The 23460-nt window shown below is 70.5% G+C and carries 20 protein-coding genes; 9 read left to right on the forward strand and 11 right to left on the reverse strand.

Features of this window, described 5'->3' with window-relative positions; genetic code table 11:
- Window positions 1-93: 93 nt before the first annotated feature.
- On the reverse strand, window positions 94-2325 hold the full coding sequence (katG, locus tag ABZZ20_RS25475) for a catalase/peroxidase HPI (protein ID WP_356873303.1): 2232 nt from the start codon (window positions 2323-2325) through the stop codon (window positions 94-96).
- A 481-nt stretch (window positions 2326-2806) separates the two neighbouring features.
- Here katG and ABZZ20_RS25480 point away from each other — a divergent pair, with 481 nt between their 5' ends.
- The 4 genes from ABZZ20_RS25480 to ABZZ20_RS25495 all read left to right on the forward strand — a co-directional run bounded on the left by ABZZ20_RS25480 (window position 2807) and on the right by ABZZ20_RS25495 (window position 7787).
- Window positions 2807-3217: a transcriptional repressor gene (locus ABZZ20_RS25480; RefSeq protein WP_356873305.1), complete on the forward strand. Its 411-nt coding sequence runs from the start codon at window positions 2807-2809 to the stop codon at window positions 3215-3217.
- Window positions 3218-3326: 109 nt separating this feature from the next.
- Window positions 3327-3641 carry a hypothetical protein gene (locus ABZZ20_RS25485; RefSeq protein WP_356873501.1) on the forward strand — a complete coding sequence of 105 codons (315 nt, stop codon included), beginning with the start codon at window positions 3327-3329 and terminating at the stop codon, window positions 3639-3641.
- Window positions 3628-6318: a vWA domain-containing protein gene (locus ABZZ20_RS25490; RefSeq protein ID WP_356873307.1), complete on the forward strand. Its 2691-nt coding sequence runs from the start codon at window positions 3628-3630 to the stop codon at window positions 6316-6318. The genes ABZZ20_RS25485 and ABZZ20_RS25490 overlap by 14 nt, the downstream gene beginning before the upstream one ends.
- Window positions 6315-7787, forward strand: a complete 1473-nt coding sequence (locus tag ABZZ20_RS25495) for an extracellular solute-binding protein (protein WP_356873309.1) — start codon at window positions 6315-6317, stop codon at window positions 7785-7787. Before ABZZ20_RS25490 ends, ABZZ20_RS25495 begins: the two co-directional genes overlap by 4 nt.
- A 52-nt stretch (window positions 7788-7839) precedes the next feature.
- Here ABZZ20_RS25495 and ABZZ20_RS25500 read toward each other — a convergent pair whose 3' ends face one another.
- The 3 genes from ABZZ20_RS25500 to ABZZ20_RS25510 form a co-directional block, all read right to left on the reverse strand.
- The gene (locus tag ABZZ20_RS25500; RefSeq protein ID WP_356873311.1) at window positions 7840-10824 is read right to left on the reverse strand and encodes a tetratricopeptide repeat-containing serine protease family protein; all 2985 of its coding nucleotides are present in this window, start codon (window positions 10822-10824) and stop codon (window positions 7840-7842) included.
- Entirely contained in the window at window positions 10814-11125 is a 312-nt protein-coding gene (locus ABZZ20_RS25505; RefSeq protein WP_356873313.1) for a trypco2 family protein, read from the reverse strand. The genes ABZZ20_RS25500 and ABZZ20_RS25505 overlap by 11 nt, the downstream gene beginning before the upstream one ends.
- 107 nt (window positions 11126-11232) lie before the next feature.
- The gene (locus ABZZ20_RS25510) at window positions 11233-11940 is read right to left on the reverse strand and encodes a hypothetical protein (protein WP_356873315.1); all 708 of its coding nucleotides are present in this window, start codon (window positions 11938-11940) and stop codon (window positions 11233-11235) included.
- 201 nt (window positions 11941-12141) lie between these two features.
- On the opposite strand from ABZZ20_RS25510, the gene ABZZ20_RS25515 reads away from it, so the two are divergent.
- A complete protein-coding gene (locus ABZZ20_RS25515) occupies window positions 12142-13758 on the forward strand; it encodes an MFS transporter (RefSeq protein ID WP_356873317.1) in 1617 nt (538 codons plus the stop codon).
- 39 nt (window positions 13759-13797) lie between these two features.
- Here the strand turns inward: ABZZ20_RS25515 and ABZZ20_RS25520 are convergent, their stop codons facing one another.
- The 4 genes from ABZZ20_RS25520 to ABZZ20_RS25535 all read right to left on the reverse strand — a co-directional run bounded on the left by ABZZ20_RS25520 (window position 13798) and on the right by ABZZ20_RS25535 (window position 17232).
- A complete protein-coding gene (locus ABZZ20_RS25520) occupies window positions 13798-15228 on the reverse strand; it encodes a DUF2252 domain-containing protein (protein ID WP_356873319.1) in 1431 nt (476 codons plus the stop codon).
- A 95-nt stretch (window positions 15229-15323) separates the two neighbouring features.
- Entirely contained in the window at window positions 15324-15656 is a 333-nt protein-coding gene (locus ABZZ20_RS25525; RefSeq protein ID WP_356873321.1) for a carboxymuconolactone decarboxylase family protein, read from the reverse strand.
- A 268-nt stretch (window positions 15657-15924) separates the two neighbouring features.
- Window positions 15925-16338: an SHOCT domain-containing protein gene (locus ABZZ20_RS25530; RefSeq protein WP_356873323.1), complete on the reverse strand. Its 414-nt coding sequence runs from the start codon at window positions 16336-16338 to the stop codon at window positions 15925-15927.
- Between the two features lie 60 nt (window positions 16339-16398).
- Window positions 16399-17232, reverse strand: a complete 834-nt coding sequence (locus tag ABZZ20_RS25535; RefSeq protein WP_356873325.1) for a class II glutamine amidotransferase — start codon at window positions 17230-17232, stop codon at window positions 16399-16401.
- Window positions 17233-18180: 948 nt separating this feature from the next.
- On the opposite strand from ABZZ20_RS25535, the gene ABZZ20_RS25540 reads away from it, so the two are divergent.
- Window positions 18181-18888, forward strand: coding sequence for a hypothetical protein (locus tag ABZZ20_RS25540; RefSeq protein ID WP_356873327.1), 708 nt, complete (start codon window positions 18181-18183; stop codon window positions 18886-18888).
- A gap of 363 nt (window positions 18889-19251) precedes the next feature.
- Window positions 19252-20460 (forward strand): serine hydrolase domain-containing protein, encoded by a 1209-nt coding sequence (locus ABZZ20_RS25545; RefSeq protein WP_356873329.1) that lies wholly within the window; start codon window positions 19252-19254, stop codon window positions 20458-20460.
- Window positions 20461-20479: 19 nt separating this feature from the next.
- On the opposite strand, the gene ABZZ20_RS25550 is transcribed toward ABZZ20_RS25545, so the two are convergent.
- Window positions 20480-20947: a hypothetical protein gene (locus ABZZ20_RS25550; RefSeq protein ID WP_356873331.1), complete on the reverse strand. Its 468-nt coding sequence runs from the start codon at window positions 20945-20947 to the stop codon at window positions 20480-20482.
- A 209-nt stretch (window positions 20948-21156) separates the two neighbouring features.
- Between ABZZ20_RS25550 and ABZZ20_RS25555 the strand changes: the two genes are divergently transcribed.
- Together ABZZ20_RS25555 and ABZZ20_RS25560 are read left to right on the forward strand one after the other, a co-directional pair.
- Window positions 21157-21894, forward strand: coding sequence for a class I SAM-dependent methyltransferase (locus ABZZ20_RS25555; protein ID WP_356873333.1), 738 nt, complete (start codon window positions 21157-21159; stop codon window positions 21892-21894).
- Window positions 21895-22087: 193 nt separating this feature from the next.
- Complete coding sequence (locus ABZZ20_RS25560) at window positions 22088-22630, forward strand: hypothetical protein (RefSeq protein ID WP_356873335.1); 543 nt, start codon at window positions 22088-22090, stop codon at window positions 22628-22630.
- 200 nt (window positions 22631-22830) lie between these two features.
- On the opposite strand, the gene ABZZ20_RS25565 is transcribed toward ABZZ20_RS25560, so the two are convergent.
- Together ABZZ20_RS25565 and ABZZ20_RS25570 are read right to left on the reverse strand one after the other, a co-directional pair.
- A complete protein-coding gene (locus tag ABZZ20_RS25565) occupies window positions 22831-23025 on the reverse strand; it encodes a hypothetical protein (RefSeq protein ID WP_356873337.1) in 195 nt (64 codons plus the stop codon).
- Window positions 23026-23104: 79 nt separating this feature from the next.
- Entirely contained in the window at window positions 23105-23323 is a 219-nt protein-coding gene (locus tag ABZZ20_RS25570; protein WP_356873339.1) for a hypothetical protein, read from the reverse strand.
- Window positions 23324-23460 lie beyond the last annotated feature (137 nt).

Below are 23460 nucleotides of genomic sequence, written 5' to 3' on the forward strand. Positions count from 1 at the left end.
GGCGCAGCCAGGTGCTCCCGCAGGAACAGGCCGACGCGATGGTCTCCAGACGGCCCGGTACCTCGTACGCCGCCGGCGGCCGGACGAGAGCGATCAGACGAGGTCGAACCGGTCGAGGTTCATGACCTTGTCCCACGCCGCGACGAAGTCCTTCACGAACTTCTCCTTCGCGTCATCGCTGGCGTAGACCTCGGCGAGGGCGCGCAGCTCGGAGTTCGACCCGAAGACGAGGTCGGCACGGGTGCCGGTCCACTTGACCTCGCCCGTGGCGCCGTCGCGTCCCTCGAAGGTGTTCTGGTCCTCCGACGTCGCCTTCCACGTCGTGCCCATGTCCAGCAGGTTGACGAAGAAGTCGTTGGTCAGGGTCCCGGGGGCCGTGGTCAGGACGCCGTGCGCAGACTGCTGGTGGTTCGCGCCCAGGACGCGCAGGCCACCGACGAGCACCGTCATCTCGGGCGCGCTCAGGGTCAGCAGGTTGGCCCGGTCGATCAGCAGGTACTCGGCCGGAAGTCGGTTTCCCTTTCCGTGGTAGTTGCGGAACCCGTCGGCGGACGGCTCCAGCGCGGCGAACGACTCGATGTCGGTCTGCTCCTGCGACGCGTCCACGCGACCCGGCGTGAAGGGGACCTCGACGTCGAAGCCCGCGTCCTTGGCGGCCTTCTCCACCGCCGCGGCCCCGGCGAGCACGATCAGGTCCGCGAGCGAGACCTGCTTGCCACCGGTCCGGGCGGCGTTGAAGGACTGCTGGATGCCCTCCAGGGTGCGCAGTACCGAAGCCAGTTGGTCCGGGTCGTTGACCTCCCACCCGCTCTGCGGCTGGAGACGGATGCGCGCACCGTTGGCTCCGCCGCGCTTGTCGCTGCCGCGGAAGGACGAGGCCGCCGCCCAGGCGGTGGACACGAGTTCGGACACCGACAGGCCCGAGGCGAGGACCTGCTCCTTGAGGGAGGCGACCTCCTCCGCGCCGATCAGCTCGTGCGTCACTGCGGGCAGCGGGTCCTGCCACAGCAGGGTCTCGGACGGGACCTCCGGCCCGAGGTAGCGCACGACCGGGCCCATGTCACGGTGGGTCAGCTTGAACCAGGCGCGCGCGAAGGCGTCGGCGAACTCGGCAGGGTTCTCGCGGAAGCGACGTGAGATCTGCTCGTAGGCCGGGTCGAACCGGAGCGAGAGGTCGGTCGTGAGCATCGTCGGGGCGTGGCTCTTCGACGCGTCGTGGGCATCGGGCACGGTGCCGGCCCCGGCGCCGCCCTTCGGCCGCCACTGGTTGGCGCCCGCGGGGCTCTGGAACAGCTCCCACTCGTAGCCGAAGAGGATCTCGAAGAAGCTGTTGTCCCAGGTGGTCGGGGTGTTCGTCCAGATGCCCTCCAGACCGCTGGTGATCGCGTCGCCACCCTTGCCGGTGCCGAAGGAGTTGCTCCAGCCGAGGCCCTGCTCTTCGAGCGGCGCGGCCTCGGGGTCGGCACCGACGCTCTCCGCCGGGCCGGCGCCGTGGGTCTTGCCGAAGGTGTGACCGCCCGCGATCAGGGCGACCGTCTCCTCGTCGTTCATCGCCATCCGACGGAACGTCTCACGGATGTCGCGGGCCGCGGCGAGCGGGTCCGGGGTGCCGTTCGGGCCCTCGGGGTTGACGTAGATGAGACCCATCTGGACGGCGCCGAGGGGGTTCTCCAGCTCCCGGTTGCCGGTGTACCGCTCGTCGCCGAGCCAGGTGGTCTCGGGTCCCCAGTAGACGTCCTCGTCGGGCTCCCAGACGTCCGCACGGCCGCCTCCGAAGCCGAAGGTCTCGAAGCCCATCGTCTCCAGGGCGACGTTGCCGGCGAGGATCATGAGGTCGGCCCACGAGAGGTTCTGGCCGTACTTCTTCTTGACCGGCCAGAGCAGACGGCGGGCCTTGTCGAGGTTGCCGTTGTCCGGCCAGCTGTTGAGGGGGGCGAAGCGCTGCTGGCCCGCACCGGCGCCGCCACGGCCGTCGCTGATCCGGTAGGTGCCCGCACTGTGCCAGGCCATCCGGACCATGAGGGGGCCGTAGTGGCCGAAGTCGGCGGGCCACCAGTCCTGCGAGGTCGTCAGGACTTCCGCGATGTCCCGTTTCACTGTCGGGAGGTCCAGGGTCTTGAAGGCCTCCGCGTAGTCGAACTCCTCGCCGAGGGGGTTGGCCGCGGCGGGGTTCTTGGCGAGGATCTTCAGGTTGAGCCGGTCCGGCCACCACTGGCGGTTCCCGCCACCCTGAGTCGGGTGCGGGGCGCGCTCGTGCGCGACCGGACAGCCACCTGCGCCCTCCGTCTTCGCGTCTACGACGATTGCATCATGGTTCTCGGACATCGGAATCCTTCCGGACCGGGCGGGTCCTGGTGCTCAGGAACTGCTGGCGGTGGAACTGTCGGGGCGCGGACCCCGTGGACGACCCCGGCCTCGTCGATGCGAAGCCGTGGCCTTCGGAGACGGTGAGCGTGGTGGCCCGCCGACTGCGCGGTCGGCGTGCGGGCCGCGGCGGGCGCATGGAGGGCCTCGACGCCGTGGAGGTCACCGTCCGTGACGGTGGGGAGCGTCGGGAGCAGTGCGACGCGGGTTCCCGTCCTGCGCGGCCGAGCACCGCCGGGCGGTCGCTCTGCGGTGGTCCGTCACAGTCTCCGTCTCCTGCCGTACTGGAGTCTTCCTGTCACTTGGCTATCAACGAAACCGATCCTACGATGGACAGAATCCAAGTCAAGAAGCGCGCCAAATGCATATCCAGTCGGATCCCGGATGTTCCCCGCCGAACTGAACTCCGGGTGCCGCGCCGATCCTGAATGGGTGAGCCGATATGAGTGACCTGCTGGGGCGACTGCGCAGGCGTGGCTGGCGGATGACCTCCCAGCGGCGTGTCGTTGCCGAGGTCCTCGACGGCGATCACGTGCACCTCACGGCTGACGAGGTGCACGCCCGCGCGGCGCAGCGGCTGCCCGAGATCTCCCGGGCGACCGTCTACAACGCCCTGGGCGAGCTGGTCTCCCTGGGCGAGGTCCTGGAGGTCTCCACCGACGGCCGTGCGAAGCGCTACGACCCCAATGCGCACCACCCGCATCAGCACCTGGTGTGCTCCGGCTGCGGCCTCATCCGTGACGTCCACCCGACCGGCAGCCCGCTGGCCGGCCTCCGGGCCGAGGAACGGTTCGGCTTCACGGTGTCCGCGGTCGAGGTCACCTACCGCGGACTGTGCCCGGCCTGCGCCTAAGGGATGCCGTTCGTGGCCAACGTCTCCCTGACAGTCAACTTCGATGCGATGATGAGGAGTTGTTGCTGAGGGGGGAGCTTTGGTGAATACGGCTATCCGCGTGCGCCTGATGCAGGGTGCGAGTGAGAGTGACATCGGGGCGCTGAAGGCGTGGCTCGAACGGGAGCAGAAGCTCGAAGCACTCAGGACCGGCGGTGGGCTGGAGATCCAGGAACGCGCGGGGACGGAAGACGGGCGCGGGAGCCCGATGGGGGCCGGGCTGGAGATCGTGCTGGTCCTGATCGGAGCGGCGGCCCCCAAATTATTCGATGAAGTGTTCGAGCAGGTGAAGAGCGGGGTGCGCGCATGGCGGGAGAACCGCCGTTCCGTGGAGTGCGGCGAACCCCCCGAGGTCGAGGTCGCCCCGGACGGTGACGGGAGATAGCCAGGTGGTGCGCTTCGACCCGCGCGGGAAGGCGAACCGTGCGCTGCTCGTCGGGGTCCCGGCCTACGCGTTCAAGCAGCCCGAGAACCCCGCCGGAGTGTCGGGCGACCTGAAGGCCGTCGAGCACAACCTCGTCGGACTGAAGCGGTCGCTCCACGAGGGCGGCGTGTTCGCCGAGCACGAGATCACGTTGTCCCGGCCCAGCAGCGTGGACGAGTTCGACGGCGAGCTGGACGCGGCGGTGGACGCGGCCGAAGGACTGCTCCTGCTCTACTTTTCCGGCCACGGAGCCGTGCCCAGTACGGGGGCCGAGCTCTGGCTCCTGATGGGGCGGGCGACGATCGTCCCCGGGGACGAGTCGGTCTTCCGCGGTGCCGCGCCCTGGAAGAGCGTCCTCACCGTGCTGTCCCGGGCCGGAGCGGAGCACGTGGTCGTCATCCTCGACTGCTGCTACGCGGGTAACGCCTCGGCTGCGTGGGACGCGCTCGGCGCCGCCCAACGGCAGCGGATCTCCCTGCTGATGAGCGTGCAGGCCAACAACCGCATCGACGCGGGGGACAACGACACGCCCACGCCGTTCACCGGGCAGCTCGTGCGCTTCCTGCGCCACGGCCTCCACGGGCAGGGCGGTGACGTCGGCTTCGAAGGCCTGGCCGATCGGCTCAAAGCCCACATGTCGACGCACCACAAGACGCTGCGCCCCGAACCGTGGGTGCCGCAGAGTCGCCCGGCCACCTCGGGCGCCGACGTGCTGCTCGCCGCCGGTCCCGCCCCCTCGCCGGACGCGCCCCGGCCGCCAACGCCCCCCGGACTGGACCGGACCGGCGACACCTCGCCCCAGTCACCCGGGGCACCGCCACAGGGCCCGCGGCCTCCCGATCACCCGGCCCACGGCAAGAGGTACAGACGGAGGATGGTGGCCGTCGGCGTGCCCGTGGCGATCGCCGGTCTGGTCGCCGCAGGCCTCGCCGTCCTCGACGGCTGGGACAGTGCCCCCTGCAAACCCCCTCTCGAACTCCGTTTGCTCACCGACCCCGACCTCGAACCCACCGTCCGCAAGGCGGCGGAGGCGTATCTGACCTCGGACGCGAACAGGACGGGTGACGGGTGCAGACGCAGCGGGATCACCGTCTACGGTGCCGGAGCCGCCGCAACCGTCGCTGCGTTCAGCCGGCAGACCGACCCGTGGCAGCGGCCGGCGGGCGACGAGAGCAACCCGCAGCGCGACATCGGTCCCCAGCCGGACATCTGGATCCCGGCGTCCTCGGCGAGCGTCGAGCGAGCCCGTCCCACCTCCACCGAGCGGACGTACGCCGTACTGGAAGCCGACCAGGAGCCCTTCGCGTACTCCCCGGTCGTACTCGCCGTCCCGCAGAACCTGGCGGGGGAGGCCGTCGCGGACCGGGTGGGAGGTCTGGCGGCCCTGACGGCGGCGCTGCGGGGGCGCGAGGGGAAGGCCGAAGTACGGCGCACGGACCCGGAGTACACCGACGCCGGCCTGCTCGCGACCGTCGGACTGTACGGCACGGGAGCGCCGGACCCGGCCGCCGCCGAACATGCCGTGGCCCAGGCCGGACCGCCCTCCCGTACCGGTGGGGACCTGCTGTGTACCCTCCCGGACGACGACTCCACGGACGAGCGCACCGCCGCCCTGGTGCCGGAGTTCCTGCTCAAGACCGGGGTGGGCTGCGACGCCGCGACGCGGGCCCGGCGGATGGCGGAGTACCCCGTCGACGTGCCGGGCCTCAGCCCGAGATTCGTGCGGGTGCGCTGGGCGGGCGCCGACCGGGACAAGGACGAGCGGGACGACGCCGTGAAGCGGTTCCACGACTGGCTCACCGGCACGGGGGCAGCCGGGAAGAGCGGAGCGGCTTCCTCCGTACCGGGGGTCGGGGGCGGACTCGCCGAGTTCGGGAAGGACGGCTTCCGTAGCGCCTCGGGAGGCCACCGCCCCCTCGACGCCGGCGCGGGAGGCACCTTCAGCGACTTCGGGGCACTGAACGACCCCGGCCAGCTCACCGGCCCGCTCACCGGCTCCGCCCTCCCGCCCGCGATGACCGCGGCGCTGAAGGGCTACCGGGAGGCCAACGGACCCGGACGGGTCCTCTTCCTGTTGGACGCCTCCGGGTCCATGGGCGGCCTGTGGGAGGGGCCCGGCGGCGCGCCCGGCATCATCGGGCAGTCCCTCGCCGGGCTCGGCGAGCGGGACGAGTACGGCGTCTGGGCGGTGGCCGCGGAGCCGGGCAGCCGGCCCGCGCACAGCGTGGTGCTGCCGTTCGGCAAGCACCGGCGCGAGGAGGCCCAGCACGCCATCGAGACCTCGGCCCAGGTCAAGGACATGGAAGCCGACCCGTACCAGGCGCTGGTCGCCGCCCTGGACGCCATGCGGCAGCTCGGCACCGACGACCACCGTCCGCAGTTGATCGTCTACATCACGGACGACGAGGACAACAACCGCCTGACCGAGGGCGGCCGACTGGAGGGTCTGCTCCAGTCCGCCCGGGAGAAGAAGATCCCTGTGGTCATGGCGTCCCTGGACAGCGGTGGCTGCGACCGGGGCAAACCGGACGCGGCCATCTCCGAGGCCAGCGGCGGCCGCTGCCTGGACACCAAGAGCGACCTCGTCGCCCGCCTGCGGGACGAGGTCGCCAGGACCGGAACGGGGGACGAAGGATGAGCGAAGGCTCCGAACGGACCGGCCGCACGTACGAACCCGGACGGCACGACCACCAGCGCCGTCCCCGACGCCGCGGCATCTACGCCGCGCTGCTCGTGCTGCTGCTCGCCGCCGGGTGCGACACCGGCGGGGGCGGTGGAGCCGGCGGCGCGAAGGCCGGGGCCGCGGACACCGTCGACCCCCCGGGTGACATCGTGCTGGCCAGCGGCCGGGACGTGACCGGCAAGGGCGGTGTCCGCCAGCAGCTGATAGCGGAATGGAACCGGCAGCAGGAGCGATCGGGTTCCGGCTACCGGGCCCGTCTCGTCGAGCTGCCCGGCTCGGCGGACCAGCAGCGCAGCCAGCTGCTCGGAGCGCTCCAGTCCGGCAGCGCCGACTACGACGTGGTCAACCTCGACGTGACCTGGGTGCCGGAGTTCGCCGCCGCAGGACTCGTCCAGCAGCTCCCCGGCGACCTCGTCGACACCGACGTCATCACGTCCGTGTCCGCCACGTCCCGCTGGGGCGGCAAGGTGTACGCGGTGCCCTTCAACAGCGACGTCGGACTGCTCTTCTACCGCCCGGACTACCTCAAGAGCGCGGGCGTGACGAAGATCGACCTCGGCAAGGACACCCGCTGGCCCGTCGTCCAGCAGATGATGGAGGCCCTCGACGCCGCCGCCAAGAAGATGCCCGACGCCTTCGAGAAGGGCTGGACCGCGCAGCTCGACGCGTCGTACGAAGGCCTCACGGTCAACGGCGTCGAAGCGTTCGCCTCCGCCACCGACCCGTTCGCCCTCACCGACGACGAAGGCCGCTACGACGGCTCCGTGGACGAGCTGAAGGCGGGTCTGGACGAGCTGCGCAATCGCACCCAGGCCGCCTACACGTTGCCGGACGCCGTTCACTCCGACGAGGCGGACACGCTCACCGACTTCGCGGGCGGCCGTACGGCCTTCCTGCGCCACTGGCCGTACGCCTACCGCACGCTCCACCAATCGCTGTCCGAGCAGCAGCTGGGCGTGGCCCCGTTGCCCGGCAGGGCGGTGCTGGGTGGACAGAACCTGGCCGTGGCCAAGGGGTCGCAGCGAAGCAACGCCGCCAAGAAGCTCGTCGAGTTCCTCACCGGCAAGCAGAGCGAACGCTGCCTGCTCGATGCCGGTTTCGCCGCCACCCGGCACTCGGCGTACGAGGACGACGGCCTGACCTGCACGGTGGCGAAACCACCGGGCCAGACCACCGCGTCCCCGACGAGCGAGGGCGCCGACCGGATGCCCCGCGATGCGAACGGCCGGCCCAGATACGCGCGCGGCACCCTGCTGCCCGCACTGGAGAAGGCCGTCCAACGGCCGCGCACCCCCCTGTACGGAGCCTTCACCCAGACCTTCGCCGCCGAACTGGGCCGGCTCCAGGGCGACAAGCCGCCCTCCGACGCCGAGCTCGCCAAGGCCCTGGACGCGAAACTGCGCAAGGCGCTGCCGTCGGGCTGACCACGAAAGCCGTGTCACGTCGGAAGGAACGGCGCCGGTCGGCCCGGCGGCGTCAGGCCTCCCCGCGCAGGCGCCGTGCCTCCGCAGCGAGCCACGACGGGCGGACCGTCTCGGCGTTGCGCCCGGGGCTCGCGGCGGCCCGGCTCAGGGCGTCGGCTGCCGCCCGCAGGTCGGGCTGCGCACGGGCCCGGGCCGCCTCGGCGAGGGCCTGGGCTGCGGCGGCTTCCGCGGCCCCCGCGCGCTGGAGGGACGCTGCGGCGCGTTCGGCCGTATCGGCCGCCCGGCCGTAGCGGCCCGCGGTCCAGTGCGCCCAGGCGGTGTTGTGGAGGAACATGCCTTCGGTGCGCGGATTCTCCATCTCCGAGGCTTCCCGGAGTGCGGCCTCCAGCGACATCAGCGCTTCCTCGGTCCGCCCCAGCGCGAGCAGGGACAGGCCCTTGGCGTTCAGGGCGCCGCCCGTCGCCTCCTTGATGCCCGCCTCCCGGTAGGCACGTACGGCCTCGTCGCCCGCCGCGATGGTCTCCTCCCACCGGCCCATGCTGAGCAACGCGGTGAACCGTGCGTTCCACGACCGGGCCTCGGTGAGCCGGTCCCCGGACGCCACGGCGAGTTCGGCCAGCCGGTCGGCGCCGGCGAGGGCCGCCTCCCCCTCGCCCAGGGAACTGTGGGCGATGCTGAGGCTGAGGACGGCATGTGCCTCCGCCTCGGCGTCGCCGTTCTCGTGCGCGAGGGCGCCGGCGCGGGCCAGCGGGTCCGTCGCGTCCTCGACGCGGCCCAGCTGACGGTAGGCGTCGCCCAGGCCGAACATGGCGTTCTGCAAAGCCCGGCGGTCACCGAGGCGCTCGGCCAGCTCGGCGGCCCGGGTGAACAGCTCCCGTGCGTGCGGCAGCGGCCCTCCGCTCAACCGGGCGTGGCCGAAACTGATCAGGTGGGCAAGACGCGCCCGCTCGTCACCCACCCGGCCCTCGACCTTGAGGTGCATCGAGATCGCCGCGAGCACGGAGCCGTGCCAGACCATCCATTCACCGATCGTGCCGAGGACCAGGGCGGCGCCGTCCACGTCCCCTGCCCGGACCCGGTGGTCGAACTCCCGCCGGTACGCCTGGACGTCGTCCAGTCCGCGCCAGTCCGCGCGGGGCGGGGCGACGTGCGCGTACCAGTCGGCCGCCCGCTGCTCCAGCGACCGCCTGCCCAGCACGCCCTCCTCGGGCAGGGCTCCGTACGCGAGGTCGGTGTCCATCGGGTGCAGCGCGTAGCTGCGGCTGGCCCGGTCCACCGACAGCATCCGCATCCTGAGCAACTGGGACAGGGCGGACACGACGTCGAGGGCGGGGTCCAGAGCCCTCGTGATCCACTCGATCGCTTCGCGGGGTGCGGGCGTGCGCAACACCGCCAGAACGTTCAGCACGGTACGGCCCTCGGGGCCGAGCCGTCGGTAGCGGTCCTGCGCGAGGCCGGCGACCACGTCGCCGCGGAGGGTGAAGTCCTGGAGTACGTCCTGCAGCGTCGGCAGCATCAGCGTGTCCTCGGCCATGGCCCCCACGAGCAGCTCCAGGGCGCGCGGTACGCCGTGGACGTGGACGGCAGCCTGCAGCAACTGCTCTTCCGAGAGTCCGGCCACGCCGAGGCTGCCGTCCTGGTCGAGTTCGCGCAGCAGCGCGACGGACTCGGCGAGCGGTAGCCCGTCGGACAGCTCGACTTCCGCGGCGAAGCGCCGCAATTCGGGCGCGAGCCGCAACGGGAGCTGCGAGGTGACCAGCAGCCGCGGCGTGGAGCGGGCGCGGAAGAGGCAGTCGAAGAAGGTGACGAGTTCCTCGTCCTCGAGCCGGCCGTCGTCCTGGAGGTGGTCCTCCAGGTTGTCCACCAGGATGATGAAGAGCCGGTCGCCCATCGCCGCGAACAGCTCACCGATCTTGTCCTGTACGGGGCGGTTCGTGGCCCAGAGGGCCAGCAGCCGTGCTTCGTGGGCCGGGCCGAGGGCGCGGGCGCAGTCGAAGTAGATGCGCTCCAGGGACACGCCGGAGGTACGGGTGCTCAGGTTGACGAGCCCCGACGGAAGCGCAGCCTGGGCGCGGCCCGGCCATTCGCCCTGCTCCAGCATCTCCATGACCTTGGCGGCGACCGCGCTCTTGCCCATGCCCCGCCGACCGGTGACGGTCACCATGCGGATGCCGGGATCCGAGAGGTACCGGCCGATCGTCTCCCGTACCTCGATCCGGTCCTTGAACAGTTCCAGCCCGTGCGTGACCGGCAGCCCGATGACCCGGGAACCCGTGTGCGGAGGCTGTGCATCCGGGTGATCCGGGCCCGGCGAGCCGGTGTTCACGTCCGGCAGCGCCTGCGGGTCGGTGATCGCCAACAGGGCGGTCAGCTCACGGCGCAGCGGCTCGTCCACGCGGCGCAGGGTGTGGTCGATGCGGGCCGCCGTCAACCGGCCCATCCCTTCGCCCCGATGGTGCTCGGCCACGACCCCAACGATGTGGGACCCGGCCCATACGGCGGCGCCCGACATCCCCGACCACGGCGAGACCGTGGGATCGGGATCGGCCGCCGCCACGGCAACGGTGAGCTCCAGGGTGCCGGTCCGCAGGTTGGACAGTGCCGCCACCGTTCCGTCCGCCTGGTGCAGCTCCCGGAACGGCCTGCCGTCGGCACCGCGTCGCCGCTTCCACAGCGGGAAACCGGCCGCGTGGACGTTGATGACGGCGTGACGGTCCTCGCCGATCCGTGCGAACCGTGCGGGTACCAGGGGAGCCGCACCCGGCGCGGGCGTGAACGTCAGCACCGCCACGTCGGTGTCGGCGTCCGACCAGGTGACCTCCGCGTCCGCCGCCCACTGGGTCGGCCGGTCGGCATCGAAGCGCACCCTCACACCGGTGGCCCCGGCCACCACGTGGAAGGCGGTCAGCACTGCCGCGTCACCCACCCGGTACCCCGAGCCCCGCCGCCCCCCGTCACCGGCCGCGGTGCTCACGATGACCTCGGCGATGCGGTGGGGGTCCAGTCCGTCCCCCACGTGCGTCCCGTCAGCTCTCACCGAGCAGCTCGTTCCCGGAGATCAGCGCCATCTCCTCGGGTGCGTCGGCCCGTACCGGCTGGAGCGACAGGGTGAGCTTCTGGGTGACGGCGACCGACCGCTTCGCCGAGACGCCGGCGTCGAAGACCCAGAACCGCACCTTCACGCCCGGTTCGTGCGTCCGCTCGACCCCTACCGTCAGCTCCAGTTCCACGCGCTCCGCTTTGAACTTCAGGTCGCAGTCCTCACCGGCCGACATGGCCCGGCTCAGTTCCTTGCGCAGCTGCGCGATCATGTCCGCCAACTCGACCGCGTCGTCCATCAGCAGCCCCCCAACCCGCTCTTCAGCCCAACTACCCACTGTTGCAGTGAACATCATCATGCATCAGGCCCCCATCTCGTCCACCGGGGCATCCGAGGGAAGGTGCATCAGGAGACGGCGTACCACTGGCTGGCCCAGCCGGTGTTGATGGTGCTGGTGGACTGTTCGTCGAGGTTCAGCTTGCCCGGCAGCGAGCTCTGGCCGGTCAGGACCGTGCTGTAGCGGAGCTTCGGGGGTGCCAGACCGGCATTGACCGAGATGCCGGCCCCGGTGGACTTGAAGGTGAGGGCGTTGGTGGCCCAATTGCCGTTGAGTAGCAGGGCGATGAAGTAGGTGCCGGGGACGGCGGTGAACGGCTTGCCGAGGGCCAGTGGTTTGGCGATCGCGTCCGTCATCAGCTGGGGCGAGATGTCGGGGGTGGCCGCGAGTAGGGTGCCGGTGGTGTCGTACACACCGAGATAGCAGTTGGCGAGCTGGGCGTTCGGGTCGATGCCGGCCAGGCCCAGCCAGATGTTCGACCAGGTGATCTGCTCGCGCAGGACGATCCGCACCAGGGTGACCCGCCCCCCGACCCCGGCCGCGGACTGGGCGGTGACGTGCCCCGCGTCATTGGGGTCGCCGGTCCACGCCAGCAGGTTCTGATCCTGCGGCCGGGGCCCCTCGTACCCGGACCCGCCGCCCTGCGCGGGTGCGGAAGCCCCGGAAGCAACCGTCCCGGGCCGGCTCTCGCCCGGTGTGGTGCAACCGGCCAGGACGAACAGCGCTGCGAGGCCGGCAACGAGGCCGGTCGCGGCGGTGGCGGTGCGGTTGTGCATGGTTCCCCCCATGAGGTGCGGATGTGTCGACGGGCCATGGTCACACGGTCGCTGACATGTTCGGACACCGAGCATCGAGCACCGAGCTGTGGGACGCCGGCGCCCACCCGTCCGCGCCGTGCGACCGAGCGGGGCGGTCAGCCGGTGATCGTCACGGCGGGTCGCGAGCCCGTGCTCCAGTGCGGCTGGGACGATTCGCCCATGGCACCGAGTACAGACACTGCTGAGGGTTTGTCCAAGGCGCGAGTCGTCCTGCTGGCCCTCGCGTCCGGCCAGTTCCTGATGGCGCTCGACAGCTCCGTCATGAACGTCTCGATCGCGACGGTGGCCGAGGACGTGGGCACGACGGTGGCGGGCATCCAGGGCGCCATCACGGCCTACACCCTCGTGATGGCGATGTTCATGATCCCCGGCGGCAAGGTCGGGGCCCTGATCGGTCGCAAGCGCGCGTTCATGATCGGCTGCTGCATCTACGGCTGCGGCTCCCTGACCACGGCGCTCGCACCCAACCTGACCGTACTGCTGATCGGCTGGGCGCTCCTCGAAGGGCTCGGGGCTGCGCTCATCCTGCCCGCGATCGTGGCGCTCGTGGCCGGGAACTTCGCCACGGAACGCCGTCCCGCCGCCTACGGCCTCGTCGCCGCGGCGGGTGCCGTGGCGATCGCGGTCGGGCCGCTCGTCGGAGGCCTCGCGACGACGTACTTCTCCTGGCGCTGGGTGTTCGCCGGCGAGGTCCTGGTCGTGCTCGGCATCCTGCTGCTCGCCCGTCCCATCGCCGACGCGGTGGGCGAAGAAGGGCAGCGCATCGATCTGGTCGGTGCCGCGCTCTCGGCCCTCGGACTGGGGAGTTTCGTCTACGGCGTGCTCCGCTCGGACGAGTGGGGCTGGTTCCAGCCCAAGCCCGACGCACCGGCACTGTTCGGGATCTCGTTGACCGTCTGGCTGATGTTGGCCGGGCTGCTGATGATCTACCTCTTCATTCGCTGGGAGACCCGGCTCGTCCGGCGACACAGGGAGCCGCTCATCGACCCGGCCATGCTGCGGAACAAGCAGCTCACCGGCGGACTGACGATGTTCTTCTTCCAGTACTGCGTGCAGATGGGCGTGTTCTTCGTCGTACCGCTCTACCTTTCGGTCGCCCTGGGCCTGTCGGCACTCGCGACCGGTGCCCGCCTCCTGCCGCTCTCGGTGACGCTGCTGGCAGCCGCGGTCCTGATCCCGCGTCTCCTGCCGGACGTCTCCCCGCGGCGGGTGGTGCGGGCCGGGATCCTCTTGCTGCTCGCGGGTGCGGTGATCCTGATGGCCGCGCTCGACGCGGACGCCGGTGCGGAAGTGGTCACCGTTCCGATGTTGTTGATCGGGCTCGGCATGGGCGCGCTCGCCTCCCAGCTGGGTTCGGTCACCGTCTCCGCGGTGCCGGAAGAGGAGAGCGCGGAAGTCGGCGGCGTGCAGAACGCCGTCACCAACCTCGGCGCCTCGATCGGTACCGCACTGGCCGGGTCGATCCTGATCGCGGCGCTCACGTCGTCGTTCCTGACGAGCGTGACGGAGAATCCGGCGGTCCCCGAAGAGGTCAAGAGCCAGGCGGCCGTCGAACTCGAAAGCGGTATTCCGTTCCTTTCCGACGCCCAACTGCAGGACGCCCTCGACGAGGCGGGCACCAGCCCACAGCAGGCCCAGGCCGTACTCGACGCGAACGCCGCGGCACGACTCGACGGCCTGCGCGCCGCGCTCGCCATCCTCGCCTTCGCCGCCCTCGTCGCGATGTTCTTCACCCAGCGGATCCCGACGACCCAGCCCCACGCGGCGAAGGCCTGACAGCGCCGGATCGACCCGCGCGGGCGTTACACCGCGCGGTCAGGCCTTCGTCGGTTCCTGCGCGGGCAGCCGGCCCGCGCGTACTGCGTCGACCAAGGCCTGGTGGTCGCGCTCGTTCTGGTCGGCGTAGGCCTCGGCGAAGGTGATGACGGCCCGGTCGAAGACGTCGCTGGTGCCCAGGTACGCGGCGATCGCTATCCGGTCGCCCGACCGGGCGTGCGCGCGGGCGAGGGTGATGCCGCACACGGTGCCGAACGCCTCCAGCTGTTGGGGTGACATCGTTTCCGGCACGGCGATCCCCTTCCAGTCGCGCAGCTGGCGCAAGTAGAAGTCGCGCCGCTTGCCGTCGATCCCGTCCACCCGCTCCCAGCCGAGGAAGATGTCGCTGGCCGCTTGCATCAACCGCTGTCCCGAGACCACGCGTTCGCCCTGGTTGCGGTACTGGCTCGCGCCGAGGTGGTCGGCGAGTACGGAGGTTCCGGCTTCCTTGGCCTGTAGGAAGAGCGGGTCCCGGCCGTCCCGGCCGAGCAGCAGGAGGATCCAGCAGCGGGTGCCGACACTGCCGACGCCGACCACCTTGCGGGCCACGTCCACCACCCGGTAGTCGTCCAGGAGTGCCCGCCGGTCGGCGGCCAGAGTCTTGCCGTAGCGTTCCACGAGGCTGCGGAACCGGCGCTCCAGCGCGCTGCGCTCGACGTCTGGCAGCAGGTCGGCGACCGGCACCAGCAGCGGGGGGTCCGCCGCGATCCTCGGGTGGCCGTCGACCACCTCGGTGAGCTTGTCGAAGACCTGGAGCGTGTCACGCGTGCGGGCCTTCGCCAGTACACCGACCAGTTTCTTCTGTCCGCGTTTGGGCAGCTGTTCGGTGGTGAGGGCCTCCAGGCGTTCCGAGTCGATCTTCGCGTACCAGACGTCGAGGTTGCCCATGCCGGCGAAGGCGCGCATGGCCTCGCGGTACGAGCGCACGGCCGAAGTCACGATGACGGCGCGCTGGGCTTCGTCGAAGCCATTCGCCCGGCTGGCGATGACGAGACTGGCCGACAGCCGTTTGACGTCCCACTCCCAGGGACCGGGCAGCGTTTCGTCGAAATCGTTGATGTCGAACATCAACCGCCGTTCCGGAGAGCCCAGCAGCCGGAAGTTCAGCAGGTGCGCATCCCCGCACAACTGGGCCCTGATTCCCGAGTCGGGGCTGCCGGCCAGGTCGGACGCCATGATCGCGGCAGCTCCCCGGTAGAACCGGAACGGAGACTCCGCCATCCGGCTGTAGCGGATCGGCACCAACTCGGGTACGCGTTCCGCAGATTGCGCCTCCAGGATCGCCAGCGGATCCGGCCTGTCCGGCGACGGCCGGTACGTGGCATGACCGGTCCGCGGCGACCGGCGGCGGGCCTCCTTGCCGAGGGCCGCGCGTTCCTGGGGCGTGCTGTGGGGCACCGCGCGCATTGCGGTGGTCGCGCTCTGGGACATCGCTGCACTCCTGACTGGCCGTGCTGACCTCAGGACGCGAACGGCTGGTCCCTGCTCCGCGCGCCGTGTCCAGTGGTGCCGTACGGGCGTCCGCGTCAGCCGCGGGCGTCCATCTCGGCCTCGGCTTCGGCGACGGCGATGGCGATGCCGAGCGCCCTGGCGATGTTGCCGGCCGCCGTCATGACGCGGGCGGTGCCCACGATGGGGGCGATGGCCACCAGTACGTCCTGCAACTGTTCGCTGGTCACACCGGCCCTGATGGAGGGGTCGATGTGGGCGGCGTAGGAGATCGGCGGAGCGTCCGAGGCCGCGAGGGCCGCGATACGGGTGAGCAGCAGCATGTCGGGAGCCAGCCCGCACCGCTCAAGGGAGTCGCCCGTCATTGCGGCGAGGGTGTCCAGGACGGGGGTTTCGGATGCAGTGGTCATGTGGCACGTCCTCCTGAGTGTTGTCGCGCCCGAGAATTGGGGAGCCACACCGAAGCGAGCGGATGTCCGCGAACATCGGCGTGCCTCTCCTCCGACTGTAGGACCTCTCCGGGTCGTGCGCGCGGGGGGTGCCCGCTCCGCCCGTGGTGGTCGCCGGGCAGCGGCGGCGAGACGGCGGCCGGCAGCGGCCGGGCGGAGTTCCACCCGGCCGCTGCCGGTACGAACGGGCACGGCGGGACGGGCCGCCGGACGTCCCCGCGGGCCCGTCTCAGGCCGCGAGGACCCTGGCCTTCGCCCGCTCGAACTCGGCCGCCGTGATGTCGCCGTGGTTCTTGAGCTCGGCGAGCCGGGAGAGTTCCTCCGCCTGGCTGGTGGTCCCCGCGTTCTGTCGCACGTAGGAGCGGAACTGCTCCTCGTTCTGTTGGGCCCGCTTCATCTCGCGTTCGCCCATCCCACGCCCCCGGGCGATCAGGTACACGAACACCCCCAGGAAGGGCAGGATGATGACGAACACGGTCCATCCCGCCTTGCCCCAGCCGCTCAGGTCGTCGTCGCGGAAGATGTCTCCGATGACGCGGAAGAGCAGCATGAACCAGAGGATCCAGAGGAAGACCATCATCATGGTCCAGAACGCGTTCAACAGCGGATAGTCCACCGCGAGGTTCAGCATCGTCTCATTCATGTCCGGTCTCCTGTCGGTCGTCCCGGGGCCTGGCCCCCTGATCCTGGTTCCGCCGCAGCGTCATGCGGGTTCCGGAACGAAGGGATGCAGCTCGTCCGCCCCCGGCTGTACGACGCCGTAGGTGCTCTCCGGCACCTCGTTCCACGCGCCGGGCAGATCACCGAGGGGTTCGGACACGATGAGGCGGGTTTCGTCGGACGCTTCCTGCAAGAACGCCACATCGGGGTGCAGCTTGCGCAGCGAGTCGACGCGGCTGCTGTAGAACAACGACCTGGAATTGCCCTGGCTGGAGTAGCGGAAGGCCCAGATGCGATCGCCGTCGGTGACGGCCACGGTCATTTGGAGCGGGAACTCCACACCGTGCTCACGGCCGATGCGCTCCACGGTCCCGGCCATCCGCGCCACGGCGGCCGGCGGGTCCTGGTCGAGGCCGAACGTGATGGCGAGGAAGAACATCACCTCGGAGTCCGTCGTTCCTTCGATGTCGGCATACAGGGCGGGGTCGACGAGCAGGGTCAACTCGCGGCGCAGCAGGTGGAAGTCAGCGATGGAGCCGTTGTGCATCCACATCCAGCGGCCGTGCCGGAAGGGGTGACAGTTGGTCTGCTGCACCGCCGTTCCCGTCGACGCCCGGATGTGGGCGAAGAACAGGGAGGAGCGGACGTGGTCCGCGATCTCGCGCAGATTGCGGTTGTTCCAGGCGGGGCCGATGTCGCGGAGCGTCGCCGGAGTGTTGGCGTCCGGCGTGTACCATCCGACGCCGAACCCGTCGCCGTTCGTCGTTTCCACACCCATGGTGGAATGCAGGCTCTGGTCGATCAGCGAGTGCTTCGGTTTGTACAGGATGGTGTCGAGCAGAACGGGCGCTCCCGAATAAGCGAGCCATCGGCACATGAGCGATCACCTGCGTTCCTCGTTCTCCAGCGCGGTACAGCGGCGGTTCGAAGAGGTTGCGCGAGTGGTGTGCGACCTGCAGAGCCCGATCGCCGGGCGAAACGGGCGAAGAGCAGGACCTCGCATCGGAAATGAACCTGCCGACCGTGATACGGAATGTATGGAGCTCTCTCGGGAGCCCCATACGGCAGGGCTCAAGCCGACCGAGCGCTTTCCGACGCTCCCATTCTCAGCCGGCCCACCCGATGGCGCCATGCGGGCGGCTCCCGGTACGACGGCCGCATATCCCACAACCGAGCCCTGAACAAGGACACCGGGGCCTCCGCCCGCTCGAAGACGGGCGACAACTTCCGCCGCGCCACGGCCGGGGCCACCGCCGAGATGCCCGCCAGTGGAACGACTTCGAGGCCGAGCTCCGCGAGACCTATCCCGATCACCGGCGGGGCGAGCAGATGATCTGCGTCCTCGTCCACGACGCCCCGGCCGCCGCATGTCCTTGAGGGGGAGGACGCCCCAACGCTGTAGGGACCGGCGAACCGACGGCAGTCGGAGCGTGCCCGTGGCAGATCGAAGTCTGACGCGTTGGGCTTGCCGACGATCTCTTCGCGGACGCCGAGACGCGGACCGCCCGGCGCCGGGGCTGGGCACGAGGAGTCAGGGGCCCGCCGTTCCGGGCCCCACCCAGAGCGGTCCGCTTGTGGAGCCAGAGCGTGTCGGTCACGCCGCCCCTCTCAACTCTGTCTACGGTTGCCTCCAAGATCCTGCCCTTCCCCGCGCCGAGCGGGGGAGCAGGGGCTGGTCATCGCAGCTGCCCACACCGTCACTTCCGAGGAGCCGCAGATGAGCGCGACGTCACCGGCGACCGACGCCGCCCGCAACCCACGACACCGGTTGCCCGCGGCGAACGGCACGGTCTGACCCGCGACCGGTCCCGGGCAGCCGCCGGCCATGACTGGACACCACCCTTTCGACGCGAACGATGCGAGCGATGCGCCCGAGCCGGACCCTGCGCCGGCAGTGGACACCGAGGCCCGCTGGCCGATGGCCGGAGCCGTCGTCGTCTCCGCGGTGCTGACTCTGCTCCTGCCCGACGACCTGCGTCTGGGACCCCGATGGGGGCTCCCCCTCGCCGAGGGCCTGCTCCTGATGGCCCTGATCTCTGGCGACCCCGGTCGGATCAGCCGGCGTACAGCTGCCTTGCGCGGAGTGTCGATCGCCCTGGTCAGTGTGCTGGCGTCCAGCGCCATCTGGTCAACCGTTCAGCTGATCGACGACATCGTCCACGGTGGGGCCGAGACCAGCTCCGCCACTGCCCTGCTGCTGGTCGGCGGCAGTGTCTGGGTCTCCACCATCCTCGCGTTCTCCTTGCTGTACTTCGAACTCGACAGCGGCGGACCAGCCACCCGCGCCCACCACATGCCCCCCACTCCCGCACTGGCCTTTCCCCAACAGATCAGCCCCGACCTGAACGCCACGCACTGGCGTCCCCACTACATCGACTACCTCTATCTCGGATTCACCAATTCCACCGCGCTGAGTCCCACGGACGTCATGCCACTCGCCCCCTGGGCCAAGATCGTCATGGCCATCCAGTCCCTCGTCTCCCTGGTCATCCTGGGACTCGTCATCGCCCGCGCCGTCAACGTCCTCGTCTGACACCCCACCCGAGTCCCCGGCCCCGAACGCGGCGCGCCACTTTGACCCGAGCAGCGAGCCGTCCTGCCCTACCTTCACCAAACTGTTAAAATGAGTTGATTTTTCCCATATCGGCCTCTGCGGCCCTGCCGCAGCACCTTTGCCGCATTACGGACCGCCGAGTGCGAGGGCTGTGGTGCCGGCATGACGCATTCTCGAACCCACCAAGGCTGCCCGGCCGGCATGCTCCGGAGCAGGGCACGTCCCGGAGTCGCGCACCCGGGCCGCCGCACGGTTCTGCTGGCACCCTGTGCCGCCCTCCTGATCGCGGGTTGCGCCCTGCCACCCGGATCGGACACCGTGGCGCTCTCGGGTGCGTCGCCCGTGCCGGCAACGACGGCAGCCGCCTCTCCTCGCGTTCCGGCGGCGCTGAAGCCCATCGATCCAGCCCGCTTCCAGACCGCCGTGGAACGCGCGGCGAAGGAACTCATGGTCCCCGGCGCGGTGGTCTGGCTGCGCACTCCGCAAGGGACCTTCCGGGCGATCGTCGGCACGACCGAGTTGGGCACGGCCAAGCCGCCCGGAACCGGGGACCACTTCCGGATCGCCTCCAACACCAAGACCATGACGGCGGCGCTGATCAACCTGCTCGCCCAGGACGGTGCGCTCCGTTTGAGCGACCCGGTGTCCGCCTACGTCCCAGGTGTGCCCAACGGCGCGGCGATCACCATCGCTGACCTGCTGAAGATGCGGAGCGGGCTCTACAACTACACGAGTGCTCCCGAGTTCTCGGCGGCCCTGGACGCCGATCCGGGGAAGGCCTGGACGCCGCAGGAGGCCCTGGCCATCGCGTTCCGTCGCCCACCGGACTTCCCGCCCGGCATGGCCTACGCGTACAGCAACACCAACTACGTGCTGCTGGGCCTGGTCGCCGAGAAAGCCGGCGGTCACCCCTTGGCCCAGCAGTTCCGGGACCGACTGTTCGCTCCCCTCGGGATGGAGCGGACGTCCCTGCCCGCCATCGACGACCGGTCCCTCCCCGCCCCCTACGCGCACGGCTACATGTACGGCGGATCGGCCTACGCTTTGGTCGACCGGCCCTATCCCACCGGGTTGAGCCGGGCGGCACGGGAGGGATGGATCCAACCCGTCGACTACACGCACCAGAACCCCTCGTACGCCACCGCTGCCGGCGGCGCCATCTCCACCGCGGACGACCTGGGCACGTGGATCCGGTCGCTCGTGACCGGCAAGGTGCTGAACGCCGCGGCCCAGCAACAGTGGCTCCACAGCTTGCAGTCCGAGGACCCGGCCGCGCCCGAAGGGCAGAAGTACGGCTACGGCATCAGCTACCAGCGCTTCGGCCCGAACGCCGCCATGTATTACCACGGGGGTGAACTCCCGGGCTTCAACTCCTTCATCGGCCACGACCCGGGCAACGACGTCACCCTCGTGATCTGGACGAACCTGACCCTGTCGCCCGACGGTCGGACCACGGCGAACGCCCTGCTCCCCACCGTCCTCAACCAGGTCTACTCCGGCCTCTCGCTCCCCACCGGACCCGCCCCCACCCCGAGCGGCACGACGCAATGACGGTGACCGACGACTCGACTCAGTACACGAGCTTGTACGTCACGTCCTTCGCGACCGGGGCCGGTGCGGCCTCGGGATACAGGAGCCGGATCGTGGTGAAGCGCCTGAGGTCGGGATGATCGGGCCAGCGCTGCGGGTTCCCCAGGGTGACCCTGACCGGGTACGGGTGGAAGCGGCCCGCCGCACAGTAGGGGCGGCAGTCGTTCACCATGTCGGTGCCGGTGGCCGTCGCGGTCTGCGGTCCCCAGGTGTCCCAACGGAGCCTGATGAGCTGATTGTTGCCGTCCCCGCAGGCCAGCACGTACTCCTCGGGGCGCACCTGAGCCTGCGAGGAGCAGTCGACGACCACGACCGGATCCGGTGCGGCCGGAGCCCGCGCCGAGGCCGGCGCGGCTCCCGCAGCCAGACCCGCCGCTGCGCAGAGCAGTGCGGCATTGCGTACCGCGGACCGGGCGCGACCGGCCCCGCCGCCTCTTGAGGCGTCCATGAGACCCTCCTCGCCCGTCGGTCACGTTGCCGGCACTGCGGCCACGTCCAGCTTCCCCCATCCGGACGGACCGCGCACCCGCTGGGTCCGCCGTCATCGAGTGCCCGGGAAGCGGCCAGGTCGTCCGAGCGGTGGCGTACCCGCGGGACCGGGGCGGGCGCGCACCAAAAGCAGGTGCGCGGTCCGTCCGGCGCTGTCACGATGCGCCGGTGAACCATGAAGAGATCTCCAGGATCGCCCACGCCGACCATCCGATAAAATCCCCGCTCGACGACGAGTCGGTGCGCCAACTCCTGGATCGCGGCATCACCCGCGGTGACGAGCGCGTGCTCGACCTCGGTTGCGGCGCAGGGGAGTGGCTCCTGCGGGCGCTGTCCGCACACCCGGACCTGCACGCCGAGGGCGTCGACATTTCCGAGAGCGCCCTGGCGGACGCCCGTCACGCCGCGAGCCGGCTCGGGGTCGAGGAGCGCTTGGTCCTCCATCACCGGAAGGCCGCCGATTTCACCTCCCCGCACCGGTTCGACGTGGTGCTCAGCTTCGGAGCCGCCCATGCCTTCGGAGGACTGCTCCCGACCCTCGCGGCAGCCCGCGAACACCTCGCCCCGGGCGGACGTGTCCTGATCGGTGAGGGGTTCTGGGACCGTGAGCCCACCCAGGAAGCCGTAGAGATGCTGGGCGACTTCACCGACCTGGCCAGCACCGTGGACCGCGTCACCGCCGACGGTTGGACGCCCGTCCACGGGCACGTCAGCACGCGCCGCGAACTGGACGACTACGAGTGGGCCTGCTGGGGGTCGTTGGCCTCCTGGGCCCTGGACCACCCCGCCGATCCGAACAGCTCCGAGGCGCTCGCAGTGGCCGCCACCCGCCGCTCAGAATGGCTGCGCACCTACCGCGACACCTGGGGCTTCGTCAGTCTGGTCCTGCGCCGGACCTCCCACTGACCCGGTGCCAAGCCGTCACGGGTTGGCACCGGCGACCTGTTCCATGCCGGCGCGCCCCGTCGTGAACGGCTGGCAGCGTAGTGACGGAGAGCGCCCGCGGCGTGGCGTGCCGCACGGATTCAAGGGGTGGTGATCAGTTGGTATAGCGTGCGCACGTCAAGAAATGCAATGCACGTTCACGGGGGATTCCCATATGACTTATCCACCGCAGCAAGGCCCCGGTCCGTACGGCCAGCCCGGCCCGTACGCGCAGCAGCCGCCCCAGGGGTACCCGCCCCAGCCGGGGTACGGGTACCCGGCGCAGCAGGGTCAGCCCCCTTATGGCGGCGCGCCGCAGCAGCAGATGTATCCGCCCCAGCAGCAGTGGTCCGCGCCGCCGCCCGCTGCACCGTCCCGGGGCGGGGGCATGGGATTCATGAAGATCCTGAAGATCATCGGTGTCGTGATCGCCCTCATCGTGTGCGCGGTGGGCTACTTCCTGAGCCAGGACGATGCCGACAAGGCGGAGGTCGGTGACTGCCTCAAGAACAACGGGTCCACAGTGAGCCCCGACCTGCAGGTGGTCAAGTGTGGCGGTGCGGACGCCACGTACAAGGTGGTCGAGGTGATCCCCAACACGCTGGACACGGCCAAGTGCCAGGGCAAGTCCGACGTGGGCTACCACGAGCAGACCAGCGGATCCCGGCGAAGGTCGGGCAAGCAGTTCGTGCTCTGCATCAACGAGATCAAGAAGTAGACGAGGCCCCCGCGGCTCGGATGTCGGGGTGCGGCCCCCGTCGCGGCCCTGCTGGCCAGGGCCGCACCCCGTACATCCGAACGTACTCCCACGCCGCGCCGCACGCGTGCCCTTTTCCCCGATGTCGATCTCCTCGACGTCGCCGGCCCGGCCGAGGTCTTCGCGCTGGCCAACCGGGAAACCGCAGGTCGGGCCGGCTATCAGATCCGCCCCGCCCCGTCGCGCCTGGTCGACGGCGGGGCGCGGACGTCGGCGGGCGTGCGGCTGCCGCCCGCCCGACCTGACCGCTCACCGAACCGGAAGCGGCCCTGGGGGTCGTCGTCACGCTCGGTGCGCGTTTCTTCGAAGCGGTGCCCCTCGGCGAGGCGGTGTCCCTGCTCGGTCGCCTGGCCCATCCCCACCCCTGACACCGCCCGCAGGCCCGACCCCGTCGCGTGGGACGGCTCCGACGCCGCCGACGGCAGGCGACGCGCGTCAGAGGCCGGGGTACCTGCGCGCCGCACGGCGCCGCCGGATGCGGCGTCGAAGCCAGTCGGCCGCTTCGCCGAGGCCGAGCAGGAGGGCGCAGCTCGCTGCGCAGATCGCCAGCGGGGTGTGCGTATCGCCGAGTTGTCTCCCGCCCCACATCAGGAGGGTCATCGCCGCCCACAACAGGACCAGGGGGAGCGCTTTCGCTCGACGGCTGCCGGTCATGCAGAGTGCTCCGTTCTCCCGCCCGGGATGCGGGAAGTGGCAGTGAAGGCAGCGACGATGAGGCGGTACCGGGCGAACTGTGTTCGGGGGCACGGCCCGTGGCGGCGTTGGGTGCTGCCGAGGGTGCGGTGTGACCA

The sequence above is a fragment of the Streptomyces sp. NPDC006430 genome, assembly GCF_040612395.1.
Lineage (GTDB): Bacteria > Actinomycetota > Actinomycetes > Streptomycetales > Streptomycetaceae > Streptomyces.

Excerpts from the sequence above, each read along its gene's own strand:
- katG (WP_356873303.1), bottom strand. The coding sequence starts at position 2,325 with ATGTCCGAGAACCATGATGCAATCGTCGTAGACGCGAAGACGGAGGGC.
- ABZZ20_RS25480 (WP_356873305.1), top strand. The coding sequence starts at position 2,807 with ATGAGTGACCTGCTGGGGCGACTGCGCAGGCGTGGCTGGCGGATGACC.
- ABZZ20_RS25485 (WP_356873501.1), top strand. The coding sequence starts at position 3,327 with ATGCAGGGTGCGAGTGAGAGTGACATCGGGGCGCTGAAGGCGTGGCTC.
- ABZZ20_RS25495 (WP_356873309.1), top strand. The coding sequence starts at position 6,315 with ATGAGCGAAGGCTCCGAACGGACCGGCCGCACGTACGAACCCGGACGG.
- ABZZ20_RS25505 (WP_356873313.1), bottom strand. The coding sequence starts at position 11,125 with ATGGACGACGCGGTCGAGTTGGCGGACATGATCGCGCAGCTGCGCAAG.
- ABZZ20_RS25510 (WP_356873315.1), bottom strand. The coding sequence starts at position 11,940 with ATGCACAACCGCACCGCCACCGCCGCGACCGGCCTCGTTGCCGGCCTC.
- ABZZ20_RS25515 (WP_356873317.1), top strand. The coding sequence starts at position 12,142 with ATGGCACCGAGTACAGACACTGCTGAGGGTTTGTCCAAGGCGCGAGTC.
- ABZZ20_RS25520 (WP_356873319.1), bottom strand. The coding sequence starts at position 15,228 with ATGTCCCAGAGCGCGACCACCGCAATGCGCGCGGTGCCCCACAGCACG.
- ABZZ20_RS25525 (WP_356873321.1), bottom strand. The coding sequence starts at position 15,656 with ATGACCACTGCATCCGAAACCCCCGTCCTGGACACCCTCGCCGCAATG.
- ABZZ20_RS25530 (WP_356873323.1), bottom strand. The coding sequence starts at position 16,338 with ATGAATGAGACGATGCTGAACCTCGCGGTGGACTATCCGCTGTTGAAC.
- ABZZ20_RS25535 (WP_356873325.1), bottom strand. The coding sequence starts at position 17,232 with ATGTGCCGATGGCTCGCTTATTCGGGAGCGCCCGTTCTGCTCGACACC.
- ABZZ20_RS25540 (WP_356873327.1), top strand. The coding sequence starts at position 18,181 with ATGACTGGACACCACCCTTTCGACGCGAACGATGCGAGCGATGCGCCC.
- ABZZ20_RS25550 (WP_356873331.1), bottom strand. The coding sequence starts at position 20,947 with ATGGACGCCTCAAGAGGCGGCGGGGCCGGTCGCGCCCGGTCCGCGGTA.
- ABZZ20_RS25560 (WP_356873335.1), top strand. The coding sequence starts at position 22,088 with ATGACTTATCCACCGCAGCAAGGCCCCGGTCCGTACGGCCAGCCCGGC.
- ABZZ20_RS25565 (WP_356873337.1), bottom strand. The coding sequence starts at position 23,025 with ATGGGCCAGGCGACCGAGCAGGGACACCGCCTCGCCGAGGGGCACCGC.
- ABZZ20_RS25570 (WP_356873339.1), bottom strand. The coding sequence starts at position 23,323 with ATGACCGGCAGCCGTCGAGCGAAAGCGCTCCCCCTGGTCCTGTTGTGG.